26 protein-coding genes are annotated in these 25,385 nt (G+C 72.2%); 13 read left to right on the top strand and 13 right to left on the bottom strand.

Annotation, left to right across the window (positions count from 1 at the left end; translation table 11 throughout):
• Positions 1-24 precede the first annotated feature (24 nt).
• Entirely contained in the window at positions 25-1,029 is a 1,005-nt protein-coding gene (locus tag LZG04_RS05470; RefSeq protein ID WP_233813798.1) for an NADP-dependent oxidoreductase, read from the top strand.
• 182 nt (positions 1,030-1,211) lie between these two features.
• Positions 1,212-1,979 (top strand): 23S ribosomal RNA methyltransferase Erm, encoded by a 768-nt coding sequence (erm, locus tag LZG04_RS05465; protein ID WP_233813796.1) that lies wholly within the window; start codon positions 1,212-1,214, stop codon positions 1,977-1,979.
• On the opposite strand, the gene LZG04_RS05460 is transcribed toward erm, so the two are convergent.
• Genes LZG04_RS05460 through LZG04_RS05450 form a run of 3 tightly spaced genes read right to left on the bottom strand, consistent with a single transcriptional unit; the run spans position 1,960 to position 5,347 of the window.
• On the bottom strand, positions 1,960-2,481 hold the full coding sequence (locus LZG04_RS05460; RefSeq protein ID WP_233813794.1) for a hypothetical protein: 522 nt from the start codon (positions 2,479-2,481) through the stop codon (positions 1,960-1,962). The genes erm and LZG04_RS05460 overlap by 20 nt on opposite strands.
• A gap of 42 nt (positions 2,482-2,523) precedes the next feature.
• The gene (locus LZG04_RS05455) at positions 2,524-3,720 is read right to left on the bottom strand and encodes an amidohydrolase (RefSeq protein WP_233813792.1); all 1,197 of its coding nucleotides are present in this window, start codon (positions 3,718-3,720) and stop codon (positions 2,524-2,526) included.
• Positions 3,710-5,347, bottom strand: coding sequence for an FAD-binding oxidoreductase (locus tag LZG04_RS05450; protein WP_233813790.1), 1,638 nt, complete (start codon positions 5,345-5,347; stop codon positions 3,710-3,712). Before LZG04_RS05450 ends, LZG04_RS05455 begins: the two co-directional genes overlap by 11 nt.
• A 16-nt stretch (positions 5,348-5,363) precedes the next feature.
• Here LZG04_RS05450 and LZG04_RS05445 point away from each other — a divergent pair, with 16 nt between their 5' ends.
• On the top strand, positions 5,364-5,930 hold the full coding sequence (locus tag LZG04_RS05445; protein WP_233813788.1) for a TetR/AcrR family transcriptional regulator: 567 nt from the start codon (positions 5,364-5,366) through the stop codon (positions 5,928-5,930).
• On the top strand, positions 5,927-7,369 hold the full coding sequence (locus tag LZG04_RS05440) for a glycerol-3-phosphate dehydrogenase/oxidase (protein ID WP_233813786.1): 1,443 nt from the start codon (positions 5,927-5,929) through the stop codon (positions 7,367-7,369). Before LZG04_RS05445 ends, LZG04_RS05440 begins: the two co-directional genes overlap by 4 nt.
• 181 nt (positions 7,370-7,550) lie before the next feature.
• Here the strand turns inward: LZG04_RS05440 and LZG04_RS05435 are convergent, their stop codons facing one another.
• Genes LZG04_RS05435 through LZG04_RS05425 form a run of 3 tightly spaced genes read right to left on the bottom strand, consistent with a single transcriptional unit; the run spans position 7,551 to position 9,984 of the window.
• A complete protein-coding gene (locus LZG04_RS05435; protein WP_233813784.1) occupies positions 7,551-9,218 on the bottom strand; it encodes a WXG100 family type VII secretion target in 1,668 nt (555 codons plus the stop codon).
• A complete protein-coding gene (locus LZG04_RS05430) occupies positions 9,215-9,529 on the bottom strand; it encodes a type VII secretion target (RefSeq protein ID WP_233813782.1) in 315 nt (104 codons plus the stop codon). The genes LZG04_RS05435 and LZG04_RS05430 overlap by 4 nt, the downstream gene beginning before the upstream one ends.
• Before the next feature lie 11 nt (positions 9,530-9,540).
• A complete protein-coding gene (locus tag LZG04_RS05425) occupies positions 9,541-9,984 on the bottom strand; it encodes a YbaB/EbfC family nucleoid-associated protein (protein WP_233813780.1) in 444 nt (147 codons plus the stop codon).
• Positions 9,985-10,180: 196 nt separating this feature from the next.
• On the opposite strand from LZG04_RS05425, the gene LZG04_RS05420 reads away from it, so the two are divergent.
• Genes LZG04_RS05420 through LZG04_RS05410 form a run of 3 tightly spaced genes read left to right on the top strand, consistent with a single transcriptional unit; the run spans position 10,181 to position 12,562 of the window.
• Complete coding sequence (locus LZG04_RS05420) at positions 10,181-10,438, top strand: helix-turn-helix transcriptional regulator (protein ID WP_233813778.1); 258 nt, start codon at positions 10,181-10,183, stop codon at positions 10,436-10,438.
• 28 nt (positions 10,439-10,466) lie between these two features.
• Positions 10,467-11,378 carry an ABC transporter ATP-binding protein gene (locus LZG04_RS05415; protein ID WP_233813776.1) on the top strand — a complete coding sequence of 304 codons (912 nt, stop codon included), beginning with the start codon at positions 10,467-10,469 and terminating at the stop codon, positions 11,376-11,378.
• Positions 11,375-12,562, top strand: a complete 1,188-nt coding sequence (locus tag LZG04_RS05410; protein WP_233813774.1) for an ABC transporter permease — start codon at positions 11,375-11,377, stop codon at positions 12,560-12,562. Before LZG04_RS05415 ends, LZG04_RS05410 begins: the two co-directional genes overlap by 4 nt.
• A 7-nt stretch (positions 12,563-12,569) precedes the next feature.
• On the opposite strand, the gene LZG04_RS05405 is transcribed toward LZG04_RS05410, so the two are convergent.
• Positions 12,570-13,841, bottom strand: a complete 1,272-nt coding sequence (locus LZG04_RS05405; RefSeq protein ID WP_233813772.1) for a deoxyribodipyrimidine photo-lyase — start codon at positions 13,839-13,841, stop codon at positions 12,570-12,572.
• 82 nt (positions 13,842-13,923) lie between these two features.
• Here LZG04_RS05405 and LZG04_RS05400 point away from each other — a divergent pair, with 82 nt between their 5' ends.
• Both LZG04_RS05400 and LZG04_RS05395 read left to right on the top strand, forming a co-directional pair.
• Positions 13,924-14,493, top strand: coding sequence for a PadR family transcriptional regulator (locus LZG04_RS05400; protein ID WP_233813770.1), 570 nt, complete (start codon positions 13,924-13,926; stop codon positions 14,491-14,493).
• Positions 14,494-14,498: 5 nt separating this feature from the next.
• Positions 14,499-15,437 carry a hypothetical protein gene (locus LZG04_RS05395; protein ID WP_233813768.1) on the top strand — a complete coding sequence of 313 codons (939 nt, stop codon included), beginning with the start codon at positions 14,499-14,501 and terminating at the stop codon, positions 15,435-15,437.
• A gap of 61 nt (positions 15,438-15,498) precedes the next feature.
• Here LZG04_RS05395 and LZG04_RS05390 read toward each other — a convergent pair whose 3' ends face one another.
• The 3 genes from LZG04_RS05390 to LZG04_RS05380 all read right to left on the bottom strand — a co-directional run bounded on the left by LZG04_RS05390 (position 15,499) and on the right by LZG04_RS05380 (position 18,612).
• Entirely contained in the window at positions 15,499-16,812 is a 1,314-nt protein-coding gene (locus tag LZG04_RS05390) for a citrate synthase (RefSeq protein WP_233813766.1), read from the bottom strand.
• A 268-nt stretch (positions 16,813-17,080) separates the two neighbouring features.
• On the bottom strand, positions 17,081-18,019 hold the full coding sequence (locus LZG04_RS05385; protein WP_233813764.1) for a carbohydrate kinase: 939 nt from the start codon (positions 18,017-18,019) through the stop codon (positions 17,081-17,083).
• Complete coding sequence (locus LZG04_RS05380; protein WP_233813762.1) at positions 18,016-18,612, bottom strand: TetR/AcrR family transcriptional regulator; 597 nt, start codon at positions 18,610-18,612, stop codon at positions 18,016-18,018. Before LZG04_RS05380 ends, LZG04_RS05385 begins: the two co-directional genes overlap by 4 nt.
• Before the next feature lie 90 nt (positions 18,613-18,702).
• Here LZG04_RS05380 and LZG04_RS05375 point away from each other — a divergent pair, with 90 nt between their 5' ends.
• A complete protein-coding gene (locus LZG04_RS05375; protein ID WP_233813760.1) occupies positions 18,703-19,842 on the top strand; it encodes an acyl-CoA dehydrogenase family protein in 1,140 nt (379 codons plus the stop codon).
• A 210-nt stretch (positions 19,843-20,052) separates the two neighbouring features.
• Here LZG04_RS05375 and LZG04_RS05370 read toward each other — a convergent pair whose 3' ends face one another.
• Both LZG04_RS05370 and LZG04_RS05365 read right to left on the bottom strand, forming a co-directional pair.
• A complete protein-coding gene (locus LZG04_RS05370) occupies positions 20,053-21,246 on the bottom strand; it encodes an amidohydrolase (RefSeq protein WP_233813758.1) in 1,194 nt (397 codons plus the stop codon).
• 19 nt (positions 21,247-21,265) lie between these two features.
• Complete coding sequence (locus tag LZG04_RS05365) at positions 21,266-22,141, bottom strand: aldose 1-epimerase family protein (RefSeq protein ID WP_233813756.1); 876 nt, start codon at positions 22,139-22,141, stop codon at positions 21,266-21,268.
• 68 nt (positions 22,142-22,209) lie between these two features.
• On the opposite strand from LZG04_RS05365, the gene LZG04_RS05360 reads away from it, so the two are divergent.
• From LZG04_RS05360 to LZG04_RS05350, 3 genes are all read left to right on the top strand, one after another.
• Positions 22,210-22,764: a TetR/AcrR family transcriptional regulator gene (locus LZG04_RS05360; protein ID WP_233813754.1), complete on the top strand. Its 555-nt coding sequence runs from the start codon at positions 22,210-22,212 to the stop codon at positions 22,762-22,764.
• The gene (locus LZG04_RS05355; protein ID WP_233813753.1) at positions 22,761-23,585 is read left to right on the top strand and encodes an MBL fold metallo-hydrolase; all 825 of its coding nucleotides are present in this window, start codon (positions 22,761-22,763) and stop codon (positions 23,583-23,585) included. Before LZG04_RS05360 ends, LZG04_RS05355 begins: the two co-directional genes overlap by 4 nt.
• 65 nt (positions 23,586-23,650) lie before the next feature.
• A complete protein-coding gene (locus LZG04_RS05350; protein WP_233813751.1) occupies positions 23,651-23,941 on the top strand; it encodes a YiaA/YiaB family inner membrane protein in 291 nt (96 codons plus the stop codon).
• Between the two features lie 22 nt (positions 23,942-23,963).
• Here LZG04_RS05350 and LZG04_RS05345 read toward each other — a convergent pair whose 3' ends face one another.
• Positions 23,964-25,346, bottom strand: coding sequence for an APC family permease (locus tag LZG04_RS05345; RefSeq protein ID WP_233813749.1), 1,383 nt, complete (start codon positions 25,344-25,346; stop codon positions 23,964-23,966).
• Positions 25,347-25,385 lie beyond the last annotated feature (39 nt).

Below are 25,385 nucleotides of genomic sequence, written 5' to 3'. Positions count from 1 at the left end.
CCGAACGGCGGTGTTGCACCTGGTATGACGTTGCCGAGCACCGCGCGCGAGATCCGTCTCGCCTCCCGCCCCGAAGGCTTCCCCACCCCGGACGACTTCGACCTGGTCGAAGTGCCGCTGCCGGACCTCGCCGACGGCCAGGTCCTGGTCCGCAACCAGGTGATGAGCGTCGACCCGTACATGCGGGGCCGGATGAACGCGGGCAAGTCGTACGTGGAGCCGTTCGAGCTGGGCGCGGCGCTCGACGGCGGCGCGGTGGGCGAGGTCGTGGCGTCGAAGGCGGCGGGCTTCGAGGTCGGCGACACCGTGCTGCACGGCCTGGGCTGGCGCGAGTACGCCGCGGTGGACGCGGCCAACGCCACGACGGTCGACCCGCAGGCCGCCCCGCTCGGCGCGTACCTGGGCGTGCTCGGGATGCCGGGCATGACGGCCTACGCGGGCCTGCTGGACGTCGCCGCGTTCAAGGAGGGCGACGTGGTGTTCGTCTCCGGCGCGGCGGGCGCGGTCGGGCAGGTCGCGGGCCAGGTGGCCCGGCTGCGCGGCGCGCGGCGCGTGATCGGCAGCGCGGGCAGCGAGGCCAAGGTGCGGTACCTGGTCGACGAGCTGGGCTTCGACGCGGCGTTCAACTACAAGGACGGCCCGGTCGCCGAGCAGCTCGCGAAGGCCGCCCCGGACGGCATCGACGTGTACTTCGACAACGTCGGCGGCGAGCACCTGGAGGCGGCGATCGCCTCGTTCAACACGTTCGGCCGCGCCGCGCTGTGCGGCTCGATCTCCGGCTACAACACCGCGCCGACCGGCCCGCGCAACCTCGGCCTGGCCGTCGGCAAGCGCCTGACCCTGCGCGGCTTCCTGGTCTACGACCACCAGCACCTGCGCGAGGAGTTCGTCCGCGAGGTCGGCGGCTGGGTCGCCGCGGGCGAGCTGCGCTACCAGGAGACCGTGACCGAGGGCCTGGACCGCGCCCCGGAGGCGTTCATCGGGATGCTGCGCGGCGAGAACCTCGGCAAGGCCCTGGTGACCCTGTAGGAAAAACGGTTGTCGAACACGGCCGGCGATGCGCTAGCGTCGCTGGCATGTGCGCCTGTGCAGTGACCCGGTTGCGCCGCGTCTAGCGGCGGCACCCCGGTTCCGCCGCTCCAGCGAGTCCTCGCCGGGCGGCCCACACTTCCGCTGCCCGGTTCGCTTCCAGCAGCCGCGGAGCCCCACCAGTGCGCACGCACCACGACGGCCGGCACGAGCACGGCCAGAACTTCCTCGTCGACCGCGCGGTCATCACGGCCGTGGTCGACCTCGTCGCCCGGACCAGCGGGCCGATCCTGGAGATCGGCTGCGGTTCCGGCGCGTTGACCCTGCCCCTGCAAGCCCTGGGCCGCCCGCTCACCGGCGTGGAGGTCGACCCGGCCCGGGTCCGCGAGCTGCGCCGCCGCGTGGCGGCGACCACGACCCTGGTCGAGGCGGACTTCCTGCGCCACCGCCTGCCGCGCGAGCCGCACGTCCTGGTCGGCAACCTGCCGTTCCACCTGACCACGGCGATGCTGCGCCGGATCGTCCACAACGGAGGGTGGACGGACGCCGTGCTGCTGGTCCAGTGGGAGGTCGCCCGCCGTCGGGCGGGCGTCGGCGGCGCCACGATGATGACCGCCCAGTGGTGGCCCTGGTACTCGTTCACGCTGGTCCGGCGCGTGCCGGCCGCCGCGTTCCGGCCCCGTCCCGGGGTGGACGGCGGCCTGCTCACGGTGACCCGCCGCCGAACGCCGCTGGTGGACCCGCGCGACCGCCGCCGCTACCAGGCGTTCGTGCACCGCGTGTTCACCGGCCGGGGTCGGGGCGTGCCGTCGATCGTGCGCGCGGCCCACCCCCGGGCCCGACTCGCCGCGTGGGCCCGCCGCCACGGCGTCACCGACCGCACGCTACCGCGCGACCTGACCGCCGAGCAGTGGGCCGAGCTGTTCGCCCTCACCCCTGCGGGGCGGTGAGGTCGTGCCCGAACCGGTACGCCTCCAGGCAGTACTCGAAGCCGGACTCGACCATCGGGTCCAGGCCCTCGCGCTCGCAGTGCGCCAGGAAGCCCTCGGCCGCCTGCCACCGCTCGCCGTCGAACCAGAACACGCCACCGGCGTAGTGGATCGTGTTCCCGGTCGTCTCGTCGGTGAGGTTGAGCGACTCGTAGTTCTCCGGCCGGTTGCGCACCAGCCGGACGAGGTCCTCCGGCACGCCCCGGTAGAGCGACTCCTGCACCGCGTAGTCACCCTCCGCGTACAGGTTGAGGTCGGTCTCGTGGTCGAACGTCAGCAGCAACGCACGATCCTCGGGCGTGAAGTACCAGACGGTCGACTGGCCGCCCCGGTCGTTCCACGCGAACCGCTCCGCGCCGTCCACGGTCATCGGCGCCACGTCGGCGCGCTCACCGATGATCGCCGCACGTCGCCGCACCTCGACCAACGGGGTCGCCTGGAGGGCCTCCCACGTCTCACTCATGCCGCGCAGGCTACTGACCGGCGCCGCACCGCGGGCGACCATTCACACGACCTGACCATCGGCGGCCACCACACGCCCCTCGTGTACCACCAAGGTGCGCGGAGCGCGATCCATCACCGCGGCCGTCACCGTGTCGCCGGGCACCACCACCAGGTCGGCGGGCGACCCCTCGGTCAGCCCCAGCGCCCGTCCCAGGACCGACGCGCCGCCCCGGGTGGCGATGTCGACGCACATCTCCACCAGCTCGTCGCGCCGGAACCCGTTGCGGTAGGCGAGCTGCCACGCGCGGTCGAGCATGTCGCCGTTGCCGTAGGGCGACCAGTAGTCCCGGATGCCGTCCTGCCCGAGGCCGAGCCTCACCCCGGCCCACCGCAGCAGTTGCAACGGCAACGGGTCTCGCACGCCCGGCGCGACCGTCGTCACCGCGACGTCCAGCTCCGCGAGCCGCTCCACCAGCTCGCGCTGCCGTTCGACGTCCACTGTGGACAGCGCGAACGCGTGGCTGATCGTCACCTGCCCCTGCATGCCCAGGGCCCGCACGCGCTCGCAGATCAGCTCCACCTGGAACGCGCCCAGCGTGCCGGCGTCGTGCAGGTGCACGTCCACCCCGCGCTGGTGCTTCTCGGCCAACCCGAACACCACGTCCAGGTGCCGCACCGGGTCGCGGTCGTAGCCCGCCGGGTCCAGCCCGCCGACCAGGTCCGCGCCCGCCCGCAGCGCCGCGTCGAGCAGCTCCGCGGTGCCCTTCTCGCGCAGGATGCCGCACTGCGGGAACGCCACCACCTCGACGTGCGCCCGGCCCGCGTGCTCCTCGCGCGCGGCCAGCACGCCCTCCAGCTTTTCCAGCCCCGAGTCGACGTCCACCTGCGCGTGGCTGCGCACGTGCGTCGCGCCGAACGCGATCGTGCGCCCGAGCGTGTGGGTGGCGCGCTGCGCGACCGACGCCTCGGCGGCCCGCCAGTTGCGCCGGTCGTTGTCGATCAGCTCGGCCAGCCCGTCGCCCGCGCTGTGCGGGCGGAACGGCAGGCCGAGCCGGGTGGAGTCGAGGTGGGCGTGCGCGTCGGTGAACGCGGGCAGCAGCACGCCGCCCCGCCCGTCCACCACCGCCGTCCCGGGTGGCGGGTCGAGGTCCGCGCCGAACGCCGCTGTGCGCCCGTCCCGGCACAGCACGTCGACCAGGGGTGCGCCCGGGGCGTTCGGCCACGGCCGCACGGAGCGGATCAGCAGGTCACCGGTCACCAGGCGACGCTAGCTCCGCGGGGGTCAAGTCGCCAGCGAGGAGCTTGCCGGGGTTGAGCACGCCGGTCGGGTCGAGCGTGCGCTTCACCGCCGCCAGCACGTCCACGCCCAGCCCGCCGATCTCGGCCTCCAGGTACGGCGCGTGGTCCACGCCCACGGCGTGGTGGTGGCTGATCGTGCCGAGCCCGGTGATGGCCTCGCTCGCGGCGGCCTTCGCGACCTGCCACTGCCCGATCGGGTCGGCCGCGTCCCGGGCCGCCAGCACCGTGAAGTACAGCGACGCGCCGGTCTCGTAGGCGTGCGAGATGTGGCACATGACCACGCAGTCGCCCAGCGCGTCGACCAGCGCCTCGCGCACCGCGGCACGCAGCTCCGACACCGTCGACCAGTGCGTGGCGGTCTCCAACGTCTCCACGCACACGCCGACCTCGATCAACGCGTCCCGCTGCCGGGGACCGTTGAACCGGCCGTGCCGCCACGCCTCGCCGAGCGCCTTGCCCAGGCCCACCAGCTCCACCCCGCGCAACGTCTCGGCGCGTCGCCGCTTCACCTCGCGCGGTGACGCGCCGTGCCACCCGAGCACGAGCAGGCACGGTTCGCGCACGCCCCTGGCCCGCAGGTACGCCTTGAGCGCGGTGGTCTTCCAGCCGCCCGCCAGCGCCAGCGACACCGCCGTCTCGTCCACGTCGGACAGTCGCGTCACGTCGGCGAGCACCCGCCGTTGCGCCAACCGCCGCACGACGGCCGACCCGCGTTCCCACCCGTCCACGACGAAGCCCTCGTACCGCTCGACCACCGGCCGCGGCCGCACCCGCAGCGAGACCTCCGTGATGACGCCGAGCGCGCCCTCGCTGCCCACCACCAACTGCTTGAGGTCCGGCCCGGCGGCCGACGCGGGGGCGCCGCCCAACCGCCACTCCCCCACCGGCGTGGCCAGCCGCACGCCCTCCACCAGGTCCTCGAACCGCCCGTACCCGGACGACGCCTGGCCGGCCGAGCGGGTCGCGGCGAACCCGCCGATGGTGGCCCGCTCGTAGGACTGCGGCACGTGCCCGATCGTGAGGCCGTGCGCGGCCAGCAGCCGTTCCGCCCGCGGCGCCGGCACGCCCGCCTGGAGCACGGCCAGCCGGGACACCGGGTCCACCGAGACGAGCCGGTCGAGCCGGTGCAGGTCGAGCGCGATCACCGCGGCCTTGTCGCCGCGCAGGGCGTTCACCCCGCCGACCACGGACGTCCCGCCGCCGAACGGCACCACCGCCACGTCGTGCTCGACGCACGTCGTCAGCACCTCGACCACCTGCTCGGGTGACGCGGGCAGCACCACCGCGACCGGCGCGGCGAGCGCGCCGTCACCGCGCTGCCGCAGGAGGTCCACATAGGACAGACCGCCGGCGCGGCCCAGCCGCGAGTCGCGGTCGACCCGCACGTGCCCGGGCCCGACGACCTCGCCCAGCGCGGCCCGTGCCGCGTCGGTCAGCAGCGACTCCGGCACTTGGGGCGCCCGCGCCGGCGTGCGGGCGTCACCCAGCCCGATCCGGTCCCGCAACCACTTCAGCGCGTGAGGCGGGAGGGAGCCGGCGGTGGGTGTCCAACTGCCCCGGAGGGTGTGGTCGATGTGCTCGGTCACCGCTACAGTGTGACACATGACGTCTCAACGTCACAGTGATGACGCGCTCCTCGACGCGGCCCGCGACTGCGTGGTCGAGGTCGGGGTCCGCCGCACCACGCTGACGGACATCGCCAAGCGCGCCGGCGTGAGCCGGATGACCCTCTACCGCCGGTTCCCGGACGTGGGCACGCTGGTCAGGGCCTTGATGACCAGGGAGTTCACCGCCCTGCTCCAGCGCATCGAGGTGACCGGCGACAACGCCAGGCAGCGGCTCGTGGCGCAGGCCATCGCGGGCATCCGGCTGCTGGCCGCCGACCCGTTGATGCGGCGCGTGCTCGACCTGGACGCCGAGCTGATGCTGCCCTACCTCGTGCGCCGGCTGGGCAGCACGCAGAAGCTGGTCGAGGCGTTCCTGGTGGCGCAGGTCCACGAGGGCCACGCGGACGGCTCGATCCGTCCCGGCTCCGCCGCCGCCCAGGCCCGCCTGGTGCTGCTGACCACCCAGTCCCTCGTGCTGTCGATCCGGCCGGCCACCACCGACCTGGACTTCGAGGAGCTGCTGGCCGAACTGGCCGCCTACCTGGACGCGGCGCTGTCGTGACCACCTCGCTCAACGCCGCGCGCCGCCGCGCCGACCTCGACCACCTGGCGTCCGCCCGGGTCGACCTGCTCGTCGTCGGCGGTGGCGTCACGGGCGCGGGCGTGGCCCTCGACGCCGCCTCGCGCGGCCTGTCGGTGTGCCTGGTGGAGGCGCACGACCTGGCGTTCGGCACGTCCCGCTGGTCGAGCAAGCTGGTCCACGGCGGGCTGCGCTACCTCGCCCAGGGCGAGGTCGGCCTGGCCTACGAGAGCGCGGTGGAGCGGGGCATCCTGATGACCCGCACCGCGCCACACCTGGTGCGGCCGCTGCCGCAGCTCGTGCCGCTGCACGGCCGGTCGCACGACCCGGTCGTGCTGGCGGGCCTGCGCGCGGGTGACGCGTTGCGCCGGCTGGCCCGCACGCCGTCCCGCGTGCTGCCGGGCCCGCGGCGGGTGCCGGCCGTCGAGGCGCTGGCGCTGGCGCCGGGGCTGCGCCGGGCCGACCTGCGCGGCGGGCTGCTGAGCTTCGACGGCCAGTTGGTCGACGACGCCCGCTTGGTCGTGGCCCTCGCCCGCACCGCCGCCGGGTTCGGCGCGCGCGTGATCACCCGAGCGCGGGCCACCGCGTTGACCGGTCACGGCGCGGACGTGGTGGACACGCTCACCGGGGCGTCGCTGCGCGTCGAGGCGCGTGCGGTGGTGAACGCGGCCGGCGTGTGGGCGGGCGACCTGGTGCCCGAGGTGAGGCTCCGCCCGTCCCGCGGCTCGCACCTGGTGCTCTCGGCGTCCACCGTGGGGTTGTCGAACACCGCTCTGACGGTGCCGATCCCGGGTGCGCGCAACCGTTACGCGTTGGTCCTGCCGCAGCGTGACGGCCGGGTGTACGTGGGGCTGACCGACGAGCCGGTGGACGGGCCGATCCCGGACGTGCCGACCGTGCCGGAGTCCGATGTGGACTTCCTGCTGACCGTCGCCTCCTCGGTGCTCGAACGCCCGCTCACGCGCGCCGACGTGCTGGGGGCGTTCGCCGGGCTGCGGCCCCTGCTGGACACCGGCGCGGGACCGAGCGCCGACCTGTCGCGCCGGCACGCCGTGCTGACCGCCGACGGCGTGACCACGGTCGTGGGCGGCAAGCTGACCACGTACCGCCGGATGGCCGCCGACGCGGTGGACGCCACCGGCCTCACCACCACCCGGTCCCGCACCGCGGGCCTGCCGTTGGTCGGCGCGGGCCGCCCCGCGGGCCCACCGCACCTGGCCGCCCGTTACGGCGCGGAGGGCGGCCGCGTGGCCGAGGTCGGCGAGGTCGCCTGGGCCGTCCGCCACGAGGGCGCGCTGACGGTGGACGACGTGCTGGACCGCCGCACCCGGATCGGTCTGGTTTCGACCGACCGCGCCGCCGCCGAACCGGCCGTCGCCGCCGAGGTCGCCGCCGAGCTGGCCGCCCAGTCCCCGTCCTGAACGCTCAACTCACCCGTTCCGAACGTAGGACACACGCGACCTGAACGTAGGACTCTCGCGCGAGTCCTACGTTCAGAACGCGAGAGTCCTACGTTCGCGACCCCCGAGTTCAACGTTCGCGACCTCGGCGGGCACGACGAAGGGGGACCTCCGCGGTGGAAGTCCCCCTTGACGTCGCAGGTCACTCGCCGATGATCGGCTTCGCCGCCTTCGGCGGCTCCTCGATCAGGGCCTCGCCCTCCAGCCGCACCTTGCGCTGGTGGTCCTTGCCGTCGCCGCCCTGGCCGGGCGCGCCCATCATCGGCGCGCCGCCCATCATGCCCATGCCGCCGGCGGCACCGGGACGTCCACCGGCCGCACCGGGCACGCCGCCGCCCGCCGCGCCGCCACCGGGACCACCGGCCGGGCCGAGCACGCCGGACGAGCCACCGGCCTGGAGCGTGGCCCCACCCGCGCCACCGCCACCGGAGCCGCCCGCGAAGCCACCGCCACCGCCGGCGAAGCCACCACCACCGCCACCACCGAAGCCGCCGCCACCGCCACCGACCCCACCGCCGACCCCACCACCGGTGGGCACGTGGGGCAGGTCGGCCGACACCGGCCGAACGGGGGGCACGGTCGGCACGGAAGGCGACGTCGTGCCCGTCGCGTACGTCGTGTCGCCCAACGAAGGCGGCGCGGGCACCCGGCCCGTGGACGAGCCGCTGCCGCCCGGCACCCACCGACCGGGCTCCCAGTGACCGCCGCCGGACCCGCCCGAACCGCCGGACCCACCGGACCCGGAACCACCGGAACCGCCGCCGACCGTCGGGGGACGGCTCACCACCGGACCGCTCGGCCCGCCCGGGTAGGCGCGGCCGGGCTCCGGCACACCGATGCCCGGCCCGTACCCGACGCCCACCGACGGCGGGCGGCTCACCACGGGGCCGATCGGGCTGGGACCGCCGGACGGGATCGTCGCCCCACCGGGGTCGTTGGTGTAACGCCGGTTCGCGTCCCGGTCCATGTCGTTGAGCCGCCGCTCGTCGAGCCCGAGACCGCCCTGCGACAACCGCGGCCCCGCGCCGCCACCGCCGCCCGAGCCCTTGTTCGACGACGTCATCGCCGTGATCGCCTGGAGGATCTGCTTGGCGGTCTGGGCGATCTGCGCCACCGACTTGATCAGGTCGATCAGCTTCTTGAGCGAGTTGCCGAGCTTCTGCAGGAAGTCGGCGAGCTTCTTGGCGTAGTTGCACGCCATCTGCACGATGTCCGCGATCGCCGCGCCGATGGCCGCGCCGAAGGTCAGGAACGACGCCGCCAGCCACTGGATGATCTTCATGACCATCTCGGACACGGCCTGGCTGATCAGGTCCATGATGGTCTTGCGCACGGTCGCGACCAGCTCGCCCGCGCCCTTGGCCGCGCGCGAGATGCCCTGCGTGGCCTTGGCCAGCGTCTCCAGCCCGGCCGCGTGCTTCTTGCTCGCCGCCCGGTACCCGTCGGCGGAACGGCCGCGCCAGGTCCGGGTCTCCTCCACCGACGTGCGGCGGTAGTCGGCGACGATGCCCTCGATCTGCTTGGCCGCGGACGCCCAGCTGTCGGACATCCGCTGGATCGCCTGCGGGTTGCCCAGCAGCGCGTCGAATGGCTCGCGCAGGAAGTCGACGTGCTGGATGGCCCAGCTGAACCCGGCGGACAGGAAGCCCGACAGCGGGTTGGAGGCCAGCCCGACGATGCCCATGGCGGTGTTGGCCATGCCGAGGCCCGCCTGGACCCAGTCGCCGCGCTCGACCGCCGCGACGGTGCCCTGCACGTCGCCGATCAGGTGCGACGGGTCGCGGCCCTGGGTGGTGGCTTGCCCGCTCATCCCCGTGCCCTTCCGTTGAAGCCGAACGCGTTGTCGAGGTCGACGTTCTCGTAGAGCTCGGCGACCTCCTTCAGGCCCTGGCACATGTCGGCGACGGTCTCCGTGGCCTGGCCGAGGATGTCCTGGCCCGAGCCCGCGGTCTTGAGCAGGAACTGGGCGAGGAACGAACCGAACACGCCGAAGGCGTCGGTCGACAGCGACGGGTCAGCGGTCTGGGTGGCCGAGAGCATCCGCTGCGTCAGCTGGTCGACCGTTCCCGCGTGCGCCCGGATCTCCTCCGGGTTCACGTTGAACGAGACGAACATGGTCATCTACCCCCTGCTCAGGCCATGACATCGGGTGGGTTGGTGAAGTAGTCGTCGTCGGGCCTGGTGTCTCGACGCTGGATCTCCGGCTCCGGTTCCACGGCGTCCGTGCCGTCACCCGAATAGCCGTTGGGCATCTTCGACTTCACGAACTCCAGCGCCGGGCTGTCGCCGACGAACTCCGTCATGATCTCGACGACCCGGCCCGCGGCGGCGCGCTGCGCCTGGGCGACGGCGGTCATGATGGCACCGGAGATCCGCTCGGGGTCCTCACCGCGCAGCTGCGGGCGCAGGATCAGGTCGGTCAACGCGCCCGAGGCGTTGACGGTGACCGTGATCAGGCCGTCGGGGGACGTGGCGCTGCCGCCGACGCTGCCCAGCTGCGTCTCGGCCTGCGCGGCGTTCCGCTTGGCCTGCTCGATCTTCTCTCCGTACTGCGCGAGCCACTGGTCCGGCTCCATGTTCACCCCTCACGGCAACGGGGCTTGCGGCCCTACTGCGCAATTCGACCCGTCGACACTCGATTCGGTTCCCGGCGACGTATCGTTTCACCGAAACGTGATTTCTCGGGCATGCCTGCGGGCGGATACCGCCGTTCGGCCTATTCTGTGAATTGTTTACTTGCCGTTCTGTTGGGTTTTCGCAACACTTCGTAGCATGAGTCCGGTGCGCCGGGGGCCCGGGCAGCCCATCCACAACCGGATCGGGGTGCTGCGGGTCGAGCGGGGTATGACGAGGGCGGGGTTGGCCGAGGCGGTGGAGGTCAACCCCCAGACGATCGGCGCGTTGGAGCGGGGCGACCACTACCCGAGCCTCGACCTGGCGCTGCGGATCTGCGACGTGTTCGGCCTGCCGGTCGAGGCGGTGTTCAGCCGCACGCCGTTCAAGCCGTTGTCCACCCAGGTCTACGGCTAGGCACGACCGGACTACAGGAGGAGAGCACGTGGCACAGGGCGTGCTGGAGGTCGACCGGGTCTCCAAGCGCTACGGGGAGGTCGTCGCGCTCGACGGGATGACCTTCGACGTGCGGGCGGGCGAGCTGTTCGGCTTCGTCGGCAGCAACGGCGCGGGCAAGACCACGACGATGCGCATCGCGCTGGGCGTGCTGGCCGCCGACTCGGGCGAGGTCCGGTGGAACGGCGAGCCGATCACCTTCCAGACCCGCCGCCGGATCGGCTACATGCCCGAGGAACGCGGCCTCTACCCCAAGATGAAGGTGCTCGACCAGCTCGTCTACCTGGCCGAGCTGCACGGCCTGTCGACCAACGCCGCGCACCGCTCGGCGGAGACCTGGATCGCCCGCCTCGGCCTGCGCGACCGCCGCGGCGACGAGGTGCAGCGGCTCAGCCTCGGCAACCAGCAACGCGTGCAGTTGGCCGCGGCGCTGGTGCACGAGCCGGACGTGCTGGTGCTGGACGAGCCGTTCTCCGGCCTGGACCCGGTCGCGGTGGACGTGATGAGCGCCGTGCTGCGGGAGAAGGCGGCCGGCGGCGTGCCGGTGGTGTTCTCCAGCCACCAGCTCGACCTGGTGGAGCGGTTGTGCGACCGGGTCGGCATCGTGCGCGGCGGCACGCTGGTGGCGTCCGGCTCGGTGGACGAGCTGCGCGCCGGCGGCGAGTCCAAGCTCGTCGTGGACGCCCCGCGGGCCGCTCCGGGCTGGGCGGACCACCTGCCGGGCGTGCGGTCGGCGCACACCTCGTCCGGCCGCACGGTCCTGGAGGTCGCGTCGGACGTGGACGACCAGGCCGTGCTGCGCGCCGCCCTGGCCACGGGCCCGGTGCACGAGTTCTCCCGGCAGCGGCCGTCGCTGACCGAGTTGTTCCGCAGCGTGGTGACCGAGGAGTCCGCCGCATGAGCAGCCTCACCCCCGGTCGGGCGGTGTTCCTGGTCTCGCGCCGGGAGTTCCTGGGCAAGGTGCGCACGAAGTCGTTCCTGTGGGGCACGGTCGTGATCGTCGCCGTGATGGCGGGGTACCTGCTGCTGCAGTCGGTGCTCTTCCAGGACGCCGGTCGCGACCGGGTCGCGTTGAGCGGGCAGGCGACCGTGCTCGCGGAGCCGTTGAAGCAGACCGCCCGGTCGTTCGGCCGCGAGGTGGAGACGGTCGACGTGGCCGACCCGGCGGCGGGCGAGGAGCAGGTCCGCTCCGGCGAGGTGGACGCGCTGATCACCGGCGCGTCGGACGACCTGCGCGTGGTGGTGAAGGAGTCGTTGGGCAGCGCGCTGCGCAACTCGATCGACCTGCTGGTCAAGCAGCAGGTGCTGGACGCGCACTTCGCCGAGGCGGGCGTGGACCCGGCCGAGGTGGCGCGCAACCTCGAACGCGCGAGCGTGGACGTGGTGGCGCTGGAGCCGCGGGACGAGCGGCAGGGGCAGCGGCTGGTGATCGGGCTGGTGATCGCCGCGCTGCTGTACTACTCGCTGCTGGTCTACGGGACGATGGTCGCGCAGGGCGTGGTGGAGGAGAAGTCAAGCCGCGTGGTGGAGATCCTGCTGGCGACGCTGCGGCCCTGGCAGTTGCTGCTGGGCAAGGTCGTCGGGCTGGGCGCGGTGGGGTTGCTGCAACTGGTGGTGATCGGCGGTATCGGGTTGGTGCTGTCGACGGCGTCCGGGGTGGTGGACGTCGCGGGCGTGGCCGGTGGCGCGCTGGCCACCGGGCTGCTGTGGTACCTGCTCGGGTTCTTCCTGTACGCCACGGTGTTCGCCGCCGCCGCGTCGCTGGTGTCGCGCCAGGAGGAGCTGCAGTCGGTGCTGACGCCGATCAGCATGTCGATCGTGATCGCGTTCGTGCTGGGCATCAACCTGATGATCAGCGACCCGACCGGGTCGGCGGTGGCGGTGCTGTCCGTGCTGCCGCCGTTCGCGCCGATCCTGATGCCGGGCCGGATGGCGATGGGCGTGGCGCCGACCTGGCAGGTGCTGCTGGCGATCGTGCTGGCGCTGCTCGCGGTCGCGGCGATCACGTGGCTGGGCGGCAAGGTGTACGCCAACGCCGTCCTGCGCACGGGTGCCCGCGTTCGGCTGCGCGAGGTGCTGCGCTGACCCAGCGCTAACCCTTCACCGCGGCGTAGCGGGCGAGCGCTTCGCGGCGCTCGTGCGCGTGGTCCACGATCGGGTCGCGCGGCTGGTGCACGGCCTTGCCCGGTACGTCCCGCAGCTCGGGCACGTGCCGGCGCACGTAGTCGCCGTGCGGGTCGAACTTCTCGCCTTGCGTGACGGGGTTGAACACGCGGAAGAACGGGGCCGCGTCCGTGCCGGTGCCCGCCGCCCACTGCCAGCCGTGCTGGTTGGACGCCAGGTCGCCGTCGACCAGGTGGCGCATGAAGTGCCGCGCGCCCCACCACCACGGCAGGTGCAGGTCCTTGACGAGGAAGCTCGCCACGACCATGCGGACCCGGTTGTGCATCCAGCCCTCGGCGAGCAGTTGGCGCATCCCGGCGTCGACGAACGGGTAGCCGGTCCGGCCCGCGCACCACGCCTCGAAGCGCTCGCGGTCGTCGTCCAGCGGCATCCGGTCGAACGCGCGGTTGTAGTTGCGGCGCGCGGAGTCGGGCTGGTGCCACAGCACGTCGGCGTAGAAGTCGCGCCAGGCGAGCTCGGTGCGGAACGCGGCCGCGCCGGCGCCGCGGCCGAGGTCGGCGAGCAGCGTCCTGGGGTGCACCACGCCCCACTTCAGGTACGGGGAGAACCGGCTGGTGGCGTCGAGGTCGGGCCGGTCGCGGCGGGTGGCGTAGTCGGGCAGCTTCTCGTCCCGGAACGCCTCCCACCGCGCCTGGACGTCCGGCAGCGCCTCTCCTGGCGGCAGCGAGCGCCCGAGGTCCGACCGGATCCAGTCCACGGTCGAGGCGTCGGTCTCGGCGGGCGGACGCCACCCGTGGTCCAGCCAGGCTTTGAAGTACGGCGTGAACACCCGGTACGGCGTGCCGTCGGCCTTGGTGACCCGCCCCGGCGTGACGGCGTAGGGCGATCCGACGCGCACCAGCTCGACCTGCCGCGCCACGGCCGCGTCCCGGGCCCGGCCGTACGGCCCGGCGTCCGCGGAGACGTGCACGGACGACGCCCCGACCTCGGCGGCCACCCGCGGCACGACCTCCGCCGGGTCGCCCTCGACCACGACGAGCCGCCCGTCCAGCCGCGCGTCCAACGACCGCAGGCACCGGTGCAGGAACTCGACCCGCGGCCGGCCGGACGCCTTCAGCAGCACGGGGTCCAGCACGAACAACGCCAGCGCGCGTGACGCCCGCTCGGCCGCCGCGAGGAGTACGGGGTGGTCGGCGGTGCGCAGGTCGCGCCGGAACCACACGACGGTCGAGGAGTCCACGGACCGACCCTAGGAGCGTGGCCGGCACCCCGCACGACGACCGGGGTCGTCAATAGTCGTTTTCGACTGATAGATTTCGACCATGCCTCGACGCGCGCTCGACAACCCCCTCGTGCTCGCCGTGCTGGGCCTCCTGCTGGAGCACCCGACGCACCCGTACCAGATGCTCACCGACCTGCGGGCCCGCGGCGGCGCCGCGATCAACCGGGGCACGCTGTACGACGTCGTGGAGGCCCTGGTCGCGGCCGGCTGGGTCGCGCCGCAGGGCACGGAGCGCACCGGCAACCGCCCGGAACGGACCGTCTACGCGCTCACCGACGACGGCCACGACGAGCTGGTGCGCCGGCTGGACAGCCAGATCCGCACCCCCCGCCGCGAGTTCACGCAGTTCCTCGGCGCGGTCGCCTACCTCGGCGCGCTCGGCCCGGACGGCGCGGTGGACGCCCTGACCGAACGCGCCCGACGGCTGGCCGACCGCATCGCGGCCGACGCCGACCACCTGGCCGCCGTGCTGGCGAGCGGCGTGCCCCGGCTGCACGTCATCGAGGCCGAGTACGCGCTGGCCCAGGCCCGCGCCGAACTGGCGTGGATCGGCTCGGTCACCGAGGAGATCCGCGCCGGCTCCCTCACCTTCCCCACGCGAGAGGACTGACGCCCGTGCTCTTCGGCATCTACCCCGGCGGCGCGACCGGTGACGACACCGGCGGCCTGGCCACCGGCCCACCCGACTCGCCCGACCGGATCTCCGCCCTGCTCGACGAGCTGCAGGGTTCCACCGGCCCGTTCCTCGTGCGCGCGTACACGGCGTTCAAGGACACCGGCGGCACACCGACCACGCCCGCCGACGCGGCCCGGTACGCGGTGCGCGGCCGGCGGCTCGACCTGGTGGCGCAGTACCAGTCCGCGTCCGGTGACGTCGCCGGCTACTGCGCCTTCCTGCGCTCGCTGGTGGAGCGGTACGGCCCGGTCACCGCGACGCTCCAGGTGACCGAGGAACCGAACGTGACCGACAACCCGGTGCTCGACGGCTGCTACCCCCGCGTCCGCGAGGCGATCACCGCCGGGGTCGTCGCGGCCAAGGCCCACGCCCGCGCCCTGGGCCACGACCTGGCGGTCGGCGTCAACACCACCCCGCTGTTCGGCCCGGCGACGTCGTTCCTCGCCGACCTGACCGACGGCGACCCGGCGTTCGCGGACGCGCTGGACTACGTGGGCCTCGACTTCTTCCCCGACGTGTTCCGCCCGCTCGACGGCGACCTGGCCGACGGCGTGGCGGGGCTGCTCGCGCACCACCGCGAGAACGTCATGGCGCCGGCCGGCCTCGCGCACCTGCCGCTGCACGTCACCGAGCACGGTTGGCCGACCGGCCCGGACCGGTCGCCACGACGGCAGGCGGAGGTGGTGGACACCGTGGTCCGCGTCCTCGCCGAGAACGCGGAACGCTTGCGCCTCACCGGCTACACCCACTTCGCGCTGCGCGACGCCGACAGCGCGAACCCCGGCCTGTTCCACAACTTCGGCCTCACCACCGACGACTACACCCCGAAACCGGCGTTCCACGCCTACCGCGCGCTCGTCGCCGAACTCGGCGGATGATGTTGCCGCACAACGAGAAGGCCCGCACCGGATGCCGGTGCGGGCCTTGGCGTGACAGCGGTCAGCGCTGGTCGATCGAGACGAACGAGCGCTCCGGCGAGCCGACGTAGACCTGCCGCGGGCGGCCGATCTTGGTGGCCGGGTCGTTGATCATCTCGCGCCAGTGCGCGATCCAGCCGGGCAGCCGGCCCAGGGCGAACAGCACGGTGAAGAACTTCGTCGGGAAGCCCATCGCGCGGTAGATCAGGCCGGTGTAGAAGTCGACGTTGGGGTAGAGCTTGCGCTCGACGAAGTAGTCGTCGGCGAGCGCGGTCTCCTCCAGCGCCTTGGCGATGTCGAGCAGCTCGTCGGACGCGCCGAGCTTGCCGAGGATCTCGTCGGCCGTCTTCTTGATGATCGCGGCACGCGGGTCGTAGTTCTTGTAGACCCGGTGGCCGAAGCCCATCAGGCGGACGCCGTCCTCCTTGTTCTTGACCTTCTTCACGAACGCGGAGACGTCACCGCCCTCGCGCCGGATCTTCTCCAGCATCTCCAGCACGGCGGAGTTCGCGCCACCGTGCAGCGGGCCGAACAGCGCGTTGATGCCGGCCGAGATGGACGCGAACAGGTTCGCCTCCGACGAGCCGACCAGCCGCACGGTCGAGGTGGAGCAGTTCTGCTCGTGGTCGGCGTGCAGCACGAACAGCAGGTCGAGCGCCCGCACCAGGTCGGGGTCGACGTCGTAGGGCTCGGCCGGGAAGCCGAACGTCATGCGCAGGAAGTTGTCCACCAGGCCCAGGGAGTTGTCCGGGTACAGGAACGGCTGGCCCACGGACTTCTTGTAGGCGTACGCCGCGATGGTGGGCACCTTGGCCAGCAGGCGGATCGTGGAGATCTCGACCTGGTTGGCGTCGAAAGGGCTGAGGCTGTCCTGGTAGAACGTCGACAGCGCGGACACCGCCGAGGACAGCACGGGCATGGGGTGGGCGTCACGCGGGAAGCCGTCGAAGAACCGTTTCAGGTCCTCGTGCAGCAGCGTGTGCCGGTTGATCTTGGAGGAGAACTCCTCCAGCTGGGCCTGGGTCGGCAGCTCGCCGTAGATCAGCAGGTAGCTGACCTCGATGAAGTTGGACTTCTCGGCGAGCTGCTCGATCGGGTAGCCGCGGTAGCGCAGGATGCCCGCGTCACCGTCGATGTAGGTGATCTCGGAGGAGCAGGACGCGGTGTTGACGAACCCGCTGTCCAGGGTGACCAGGCCGGTGGTGGCCAGCAGCTTGCCGAGATCGATACCGGGCGCACCCTCGGTGGCCGGTACTACCTTCATCTCGTGCTCTCCGCCCGGATGGCGCAGCGCGACGGTACGGGTGTCGTTCGGCGCAGTCGTCGCGTCGGGCATGCAGAGTCCCTCTCACGCTAGGGCGGGGTGGCTCATGCGGGTCTCGCACGCACGCGCGCGGGCGTGGGATCGCCCCGCACCGCAGCACCACCCCGTTGGGGTCCTGTCAGTTCTCCCACGCTAGTCAGAGGACGACCCCCAACACAGTCGCGGAGTGAACCGATTCTGTGAGGTGGGACCGGCATCACATCCGGATGCATGGGTGGCTAGCGTGCATCCACCACCGTAGCCCTTATGGGCTGTTTATCCACCTCAACAGGGGTGAGAGCTAGGTCATCTCCAGCTCTCGTTTGAACGGCGGCTCCGCGCCCGCCCGGGAGCACGTGATGGCCGCCGCCGCGCCCGCGTGGGCCAGCGCCGCACACCACCGATCGGCGTCCAGACCTCGGACAGCCTCGACGGACAGCGCGTCGTGCTCGTGCAGCCAGGCCAGCAGCGCGCCCTGCACGGTGTCGCCCGCACCGATGGTGTCGACCACGTCCACGGGCGTGGGTGGGACGCGGATCACGTCGCCGCCGGCGGTCAGCACGGCCAGCCCGTCGCCGCCGCGGGTGAGCACGACGGCCGCCGGGCCCGCGCCCCGCCAGTCGCGCACGACCTCCAGCACGTCGTCCTCGGGCGCGTCCGGGGGCAGGTCGGCCAGCCACCGGGCGTCCTCGACGGACACCTTCAGCAGGCCGACGTGCGGCAGCCAGGAGTCGTACCGGTCGCGGTAGGCCGCCGGGTCGCGGATGAGGCTCGCACGGATGTTCGGGTCGAGCACGGTGAGCGCACCGCGTTCCGCTTCGCGCCACAGCACCCGCTCGTAGGTGCTCGCGCCCGGCTCCAGCACCAGCGACAGGGTGCCGAACGACACGGCCTTCGTGCCGGCGGGCAGCGGCCCCGGATCGGTGACCTGGCGGTCCGCCGTGCCCTCGACGTAGAACGAGTAGCGCGCCGAGCCGTCGTCGGCCAGGCCGACCACGGCCAGCGTCGTGGGCTGCTCGCCGCGCTGCACCAGGTCGGTGCGCACGTTCGACGCGTGCAGCCGCTCGATCAGGCGGTCGCCGAACAGGTCGCTCGACACCCGGGACAGGAAGCTCACCGGCGCGTCGAGCCGCCCGGCGGCCACGGCGACGTTGTACGGGCCGCCGCCCAGCCTCGGCGACAGGTCGCCCCCGGCCGTGGGCACCAGGTCGACCAGCGCCTCACCTGCAACGACGATCACGACTGGCTCCGTTCTCTCCGCAACCCGTCCAGCAGCAGTTCCCCCAGCGCGGTGAACGCCTCGGCGTCCGACACGCCCGCGCGCCGGGTCAGCACACCCGTCTGGATGCCCTCGATGAGCAGCCCGGCCATCTCGGCGATCAGCGCCGCGTGCACCTCGCGGAACACCCCGTCCCGCACGCCTTCCTGGATGAACTCCCGGATGCGCTCGGCGGCGGCGCGGGCGTTGCGCTCGTAGGTGCTGCGCGTCGGCGCGAAGGCGGAGACGTCGGTGATGAACTGGGCCGACGCCCGCCGCAGCTCGTCCGCCGCGCAGGCCAGGTAGGTGCCCACGCGGGCCCGCACGTCCTTGACGTCGGCGATGCGCTGCTCGATCCGCTCGGCCGCGCCCCGGAAGTACCGGCCGACGACCTTGACCGCGAGTTGCTCCTTGCTCGCGGCCAGCGCGTACAGGGTGGACTTGGAGCAGTGCAGGCGGGCGGCGAGGTCGTCCAGCGTGAAGTGCGCGAACCCCTCGGCGAGCACCAGCGCTTCCAATCGGCCCAGCAGCTCCACCTGCCTGGGCGTCAGCGGCCTGCGCACGATCGAGGTCATGGGTGGCAACTCTGTCACAGCGCCTGGCTCCAGTACTGGAGTACGTCCTACAGTACTGATGACGGTACCCCCGCGATCCGGAGGTCGACGATGCCCGCCGAGCGCCTGCTGCCCACCACCGAGGCCGAGGACCTGCTCGCCCTGGTCCGCGAGATCGCGCGCGACGAGCTCGCGCCGCAGGCCGCCGAGGCCGAGGAGCACTCGCGGTTCCCGCGCGAGGCGTTCCGGCTGCTCGGCAAGACCGGGCTGCTCGGGCTGCCCTACCCGGAGCGGTACGGCGGCGGTGAGCAGCCGTACGAGGTGTACTTGCAGGCGTTGGAGGAGGTCGCGTCGGCGTGGATGTCGGTCGGCGTCGGACTCTCGGTGCACATCATGTCCAGCTACGCGTTGGCCACGTTCGGCAGCGAGGAGCAGAAGTCGCGGTGGCTGCCGGACGTGCTGGCGGGTGACCTGCTGGGCGGGTACGCGTTGTCCGAGGCGCACGCCGGGTCGGACGCCGGGGCGTTGTCGACGCGGGCGGTGCGCGAGGGCGACCACTACACCGTGAACGGCACGAAGGCGTGGATCACGCACGCCGGGGTCGCGGACTTCTACACGTTGATGGCGCGCACGTCCGACACCGGCGGCAAGGGTGTGAGCTGCTTCTTCGCGCCGGGCCACGTCGACGGGCTGGTGGCCGCCAAGCCGGAGCGCAAGATGGGCCTGACGGGGTCGATCACGGCGCAGCTGTCGTTCGACGGCGTGCGGTTGGAGGCCGACCGGCTCATCGGGTCGGAGGGCGACGGGCTGAAGATCGCACTGTCCGCTTTGGACTCGGGCCGGCTGGGGATCGCCGCGTGCGGCGTGGGCTTGGCGCAGGCGGCGCTGGACGAGGCCGTGGCGTACGCCAAGCAGCGCACCCAGTTCGGCCGCGCGATCATCGACTTCCAGGGCTTGGAGTTCCTGCTGGCGGACATGGCCGCCGCCGTGGAATCGGCCCGTGCCACGTACTTGCAGGCGGCCCGCCGCCGCGACCGCGGCCTGCCGTTCACCCGTCAGGCGGCGATCGCGAAGCTGGTCTGCACCGACACCGCGATGAAGGTGACCACGGACGCCGTGCAGGTCCTGGGCGGCGCGGGCTACACCCGCGACTTCCCGGTGGAGCGCTACATGCGCGAGGCCAAGGTCCTCCAGATCTTCGAGGGCACCAACCAGATCCAACGCCTGGTCATCGGCCGCACCCTCCGCTAACCCGCGAGTCCTACGCCCAGAACGCGAGTGTCCTACGTTCAGAACGCGAGAGTCCTACGCTCAGAACCCGTGAGTCCTACGTTCAGAACCCCCGAGTTGAACGTTCAGAACAAGATCAAGTGTTCTGAGCGTTCAACTCGGGGTGCGCGAACGTAGGACTCTCGCGTTCCGAACGTAGGACTCTCGCGTTCTGGGGGTAGGACACGCGGGTCAGGGTTCGCGGTAGAAGGGGGTGGTGACGACTTCCTCGCCGTCGGCGTAGCGGTAGACCTCGCGGCCCTCCACGAAGACCTTCAGGGCCCGGCTCATCACGTCCAGCGGGTCGCCCGACCAGATCACGACGTCGCCGTCCAGGCCGGGGGTCAGCGAGCCCACGCGGTCGTCCAGGCCCATGATCCGGGCCGGGTTCACGGTGATCGACTCCAGCCCGACGCGCGGGTCCAAGCCCTCCTTCACGGCCAGCGTCACCTGGTGCACGAGGAAGTGGATCGGCACGACCGGGTGGTCCGTGGTGATCGCGATCCGCACGCCCGCGCGCGCCAGGATGCCGGGGTTGCGCAACGACCGGTTGCGCACCTCGACCTTCGACCGGGACGTGAACAGCGGCCCGATGATCACCGGGATGTCACGCTCCGCCAACAGGTCCGCGATCAGGTGACCCTCGGTGCCGTGGTTGACGATGAGCCGGTAGCCGAACTCGTCCGCCAGCCGCAACGCCGTCGCGATGTCGTCGGCGCGGTGGCAGTGCTGGCACCACGGCAGCTCGCCCGACAGCACCCGCGCCAGCACCTCGGACGTGGTGTCGCGGTCGAACGCCCCTTCGGCCGCGTCACGCCTGGCCACGTAGTCCTGCGCCTTGGTGAACGCGTCACGGATCACCGCCGCCACGCCCTGCCGGGTCGACGGCAGCTTCTTCTGGTCCCCGTACACGCGCTTCGGGTTCTCCCCGAGCGCGCTCTTCACGCTGACGGGGTTGCGCACCAGCATCTCGTCGGCCGTGCGGCCCCAGCACTTCACCGCCACGGTCTGCCCGCCGATGACGTTGCCCGACCCGGGCTTGACGACCGCGGTCGTGACACCGCCGGCCAGGGCGTCGGCGAAGCCCTGGTCGGCGGCGTTGATCGCGTCCAACGCGCGCAGCCGAGCGCCGTTGGGGTCGGTCATCTCGTTGGTGTCCTGCCCGGCCCAGCCCTCGCCCTCCTCGTGCACGCCGAGGTGGCCGTGGGCCTCCACGAAGCCGGGCAGCACCCAGCCGCCCGCCGCGTCCACGACCGGGACGCCGTCCGGCACCTCGACGTCGAGGCCGACCGCGACGATCTTCCCGTCCTGGACCAGGACCGTGCCGCCCTCGATCGGCTCACCGACGACCGGGACGACGTACCCACCCGTGATAGCGACGTTCATAGTTAGCGACGCTAACGGCCTACGACAGGGGGCGCAAACCCCAGCGCCCGGCCCACGACTCGCCCGGCTCCAGCCACAGCAGGTCGACCCCGCTGTTCAACGCGTCCGGCGGGCACGTCATGGGCTCGATCGCGACCGCGCGACCACGTCCGGGGAAGTTGTCGGGCGTGTAGACCTGCACCCACTTGAAGTCCGGGTCCGCCCACACCTCGACGCCGCCGGCCGGCCCCTTCAGCACGTGCCGCACCAGCCCGTCCACCGGCTCGCACCCGCCGAACGCGGTGTCCAGCTTCACGCCTTCGAGCAGCCGCGCCACCCGGAAGTCGTACTCCGTGCCCTCGACCGGGGTCGCCGGGCCGTTGGGGATCATCGTGTCGGGGTCGACCGGCAGCACGGTCGTGGCGGCCAGCGACAGCGACGTCTCGTCGGTCAAGGACGCGCCGGCACGCGGGTACGGGTGCGTGCCCACCCCGAACGGGGTGCGCTTGTCACCCACGTTGGTGACGCCGTGCGAGACGGTCAGGCCGTTGTCGTCGAGCGCGTACGTGATGGTGGTGCGCAGCTCGACCGGCCAGCCGAGGCCGGCGACCGGCGTCTCCAGCGAGATCAGCGACCCGGTGTGCTCCACGGTGCCCCAGATCGCACGGCGCACCAGGCCGTGGATGGCGTTGCCGCGGGCGGGCTCGCCGATCTCCAGCTGCTGCGCCTCGCCGTCGAGCACCCACCTGCCCCCGGCCACGCGATTGGGCCACGGCACCAGCACCGCGCCGCTGCCCATGGGCGGTTCGTCGTCGTACGTCTCCACGTACGGCACGCCGCCGACCTCGTAGGACTTCAGTCCCGCACCCTCGGGTGCGATGACGGCGCGTGCCGCGCCGTGGGCGATCTCCAGCATGGGTCAGGAGCGTATCCGAGCAGGGCTCCCCTTGACTTTCTCACTAGACCGGTCTCTATAGTAAAACCATGCCAAGACGGACCGACACCCGGCAACGGGTGGTGCGCACCGCGGCGGACCTGTTCCGGGCGCAGGGCTACCACGCGACGGGCCTCAACCAGGTGCTCGCCGAGGGCGGCGCGCCCAAGGGCTCGCTCTACTTCCACTTCCCCGGCGGGAAGGAGCAGCTCGCGGCAGAGGCGGTGGCGTTGGCGGGCAACGACCTCCGGGACGCGCTGGCCGCCGTGATGACCGCCGAGCCCGACCCGGCGAAAGCGCTTTCCCAAGCCGTGGAACTGCTCGGCGCGCAGCTGCTGGCTTCGGACTTCCGCAACGGGTGCCCCGTCGCCACGGTCGCGCTGGACGCGGCGTCGGACAGCGAGCCGATCCGGGTCGCCTGCGCGGACGCCTACGCGTCGTGGCAGCAGGTCATCGCCGCGCACGTGGGCGACGACGACCTGGCGACCGTCGTGCTGGCCGCCATCGAGGGCGCGCTCCTGCTCGCCCGCACCCGCCGTTCGCTGGACCCCCTGCACGCCGTCGCCGCCCGGCTGGGCGCACTCCTGGGAAGGCCGAGAGCATGAAGGCGCACCACCTGAACTGCGGCACCATGCGCCCGTTCGGCGGGAAGCTGGTGACCGGCCGGGGCTCCTACCTCGCGACGGCCGAGCTGGTCTGCCACGTGCTGCTGCTGGAGACCGACGACGGCCTGGTGCTGGTCGACACCGGCCTCGGCCTCGGCGACGTGCGCCGACCAGGTGACACGCTGGCGCGCTGGTGGCGGTTGATGAGCAGGCCCGTGCTGGACGAGGCCGAGACCGCGTCGCGCCAGGTGGAGGCGCTCGGGTACGCCGCGTCGGACGTGCGCGACGTCGTGCTGACCCACCTCGACCTCGACCACGGCGGCGGGCTGCGCGACTTCCCCGAGGCCCGGGTGCACGTGTCGGCCGAGGAGCTGGCGGCGGCGACGCGTCCGGACAAGTCGGGCAACGACCGGGTGCGCTACCCGGACAACCAGTGGCGGCACGGCCCGAAGTGGGTGCCGCACGAGGCGACCGGCGAGACGTGGTTCGGCTTCGCGGGCGTGCGCGAGGTGCGGCCGGACGTGCTGCTGGTGCCGTTGTTCGGGCACACGCACGGGCACACGGGCGTGGCGGTGCGCGTCGGCGACCGGTGGCTGCTGCACGCGGGCGACTCGTACTTCTTCCACGGCGAGATGGCGCCGGAGCGCCACTGCCCGCCCGCGTTGACGTTCATGCAGGAGCGGATGCAGGTGCTGCCGGAGCTGCGCCTGGCCAACCAGGGGCGGTTGCGGGAGCTGGTGCGCGACCACGGCGGCGAGGTGGACGTGTTCAGCGCCCACGACGCCACCGAGCTGCGCCGCCACCGCACCGCGCTCGCCTGATCCGGCCGGCTGGTTGAGTAGCGGTACTCATGACAGCGGTGCGGGTCGACGGGGACGCTTCGGGCATGACCGCGAAACCCCACTCGCCGACCACCACCGCCTTCTACGCGCAGGCCGTGATCTCCTTCGCCCTGTCGCTGGCCGCCGTCGGCCTCGGTGTCGCCTACCTGCCGGTCGACGGCTGGGTGCGCGCGTTCCTGGCGCTCGGCCTGCTGTTCACCGTCACGTCGGCGTTCACCCTGGCCAAGTGCGTCCGCGACCGGCAGGAGGAGACGTACGTGGTGAGCCGCGTCGACCAGGCACGGCTGGAGAAGCTGCTCGCCGAGCACGACCCGTACCGGGTGGAAGCGGCCTGAACGACCAGGCCGCTCCCCCGCGTCACTTCGCCAGCTTCTCCGGGTCGAACTCGACCTTGCCGTGCACCAGCCGGTTGATCAGCCACAGGACCACGCCGGCCGCGAGCAGGTACAGCGCGATCTCGTAGTCCGCCGACGCGCGGCCCGACAGCGGGCTGGCCAGGTAGGCGCACGTGATCGCGCCCAGCACCGGCACCCACGTCGGCGCGCGGAAGTGCTTGTGCTCGACCTTGTCCTTGCGCAGCACCAGCACCGCGATGTTGACGATGGTGAACACGACCAGCAGCAGCAACGCCGTGGTGCCGCCGAGCTTGGCGATGTCGGTGGTCGTCACCAGGATGATCGCGATGCCGGAGGTGAAGACGATCGAGATCCACGGCGTGCGGCGGAACGGGTGCACGGTGCCGAACACCTTCGGGATGATCCGCTCGTTCGACATGCCGTAGATCAGCCGGCTGGCCATCAGCATGTTGATCAGCGCCGAGTTGATGACCGCGAACAGGCCGATCAGCGAGAACACCCACAGCGGGAAGCCGGGCGCGCCGACCGTGACGACCTTCAGCAGCGCCGAGGAACCCGCCTTGGACAGCTCGTCGGCCGGGATGAGCAGCGACGACGTGATCGCGACCAGCACGTAGATGACGGCCGCGACCACCATGCCCCACAGCATCGCGCGCGGGAAGATGCGGACCGGGTCGCGGCACTCCTCGGCCATGTTCACCGAGTCCTCGAACCCGACCATCGCGAAGAACGCCAGCGCCGTGGCGGACGTGATCGCGACGAGCGCGCTCTGGCCGGGGGCCGGGTCGACCTGGGTCAGCCGGCTCGGGTCGCCGTCGCCCGCCAGCACCGCGTAGATGCCGATCGCGATGATGATCACCAGGCCGGACAGCTCGATGCAGGTCAGCACGACGTTGGCCTTGACCGACTCCGAGACGCCCCGGAAGTTGATCACGCCCAGGCCGATGATGAACAGGATCGCGACCAGCGTCGCGGACACGGTGAACGTGTCGGAGAAGAACTCCTTGATGACCGATTGCAGGTAGGTGCGCCCGAACGCGAGCGCGGCGGAGGACGCCGAGGTGATGCCCGAGCTCATCACCGCGAACGCCACCATGAACGTGAGGAACTGGATCTTGAACGCCCGGTTGGTGTAGAGCGCCGCGCCGGCCGCCCTCGGGTACTTGCCGACGAGTTCGAGGTAGCTGAACGCGGTCAGGAACGCCACCGCGAACGCGACCAGGAAGGGCAGCCACAGCGCGCCGCCGATCTTGCCCGCGACGTTGCCCGTGAGGGCGTAGATGCCGGTGCCGAGGATGTCACCGACCACGAAGAACAGCAGCAACTTCGGGCCGATGGCCCGGTTGAGTTCCGGTTGCGCCGGTGCGCTCGTCGCTTCCGCCATGCCGAGTGAGTGTGCCGGATCACACTGGGCCCGGATAGT

Origin of the sequence: Saccharothrix sp. S26, from assembly GCF_021390395.1 — a bacterium.
In the GTDB taxonomy this organism is placed as follows: Bacteria; Actinomycetota; Actinomycetes; order Mycobacteriales; family Pseudonocardiaceae; genus Actinosynnema.
Note: the sequence above shows the minus strand (reverse complement) of the source record. Positions and strands in the feature narration are given on the sequence as shown.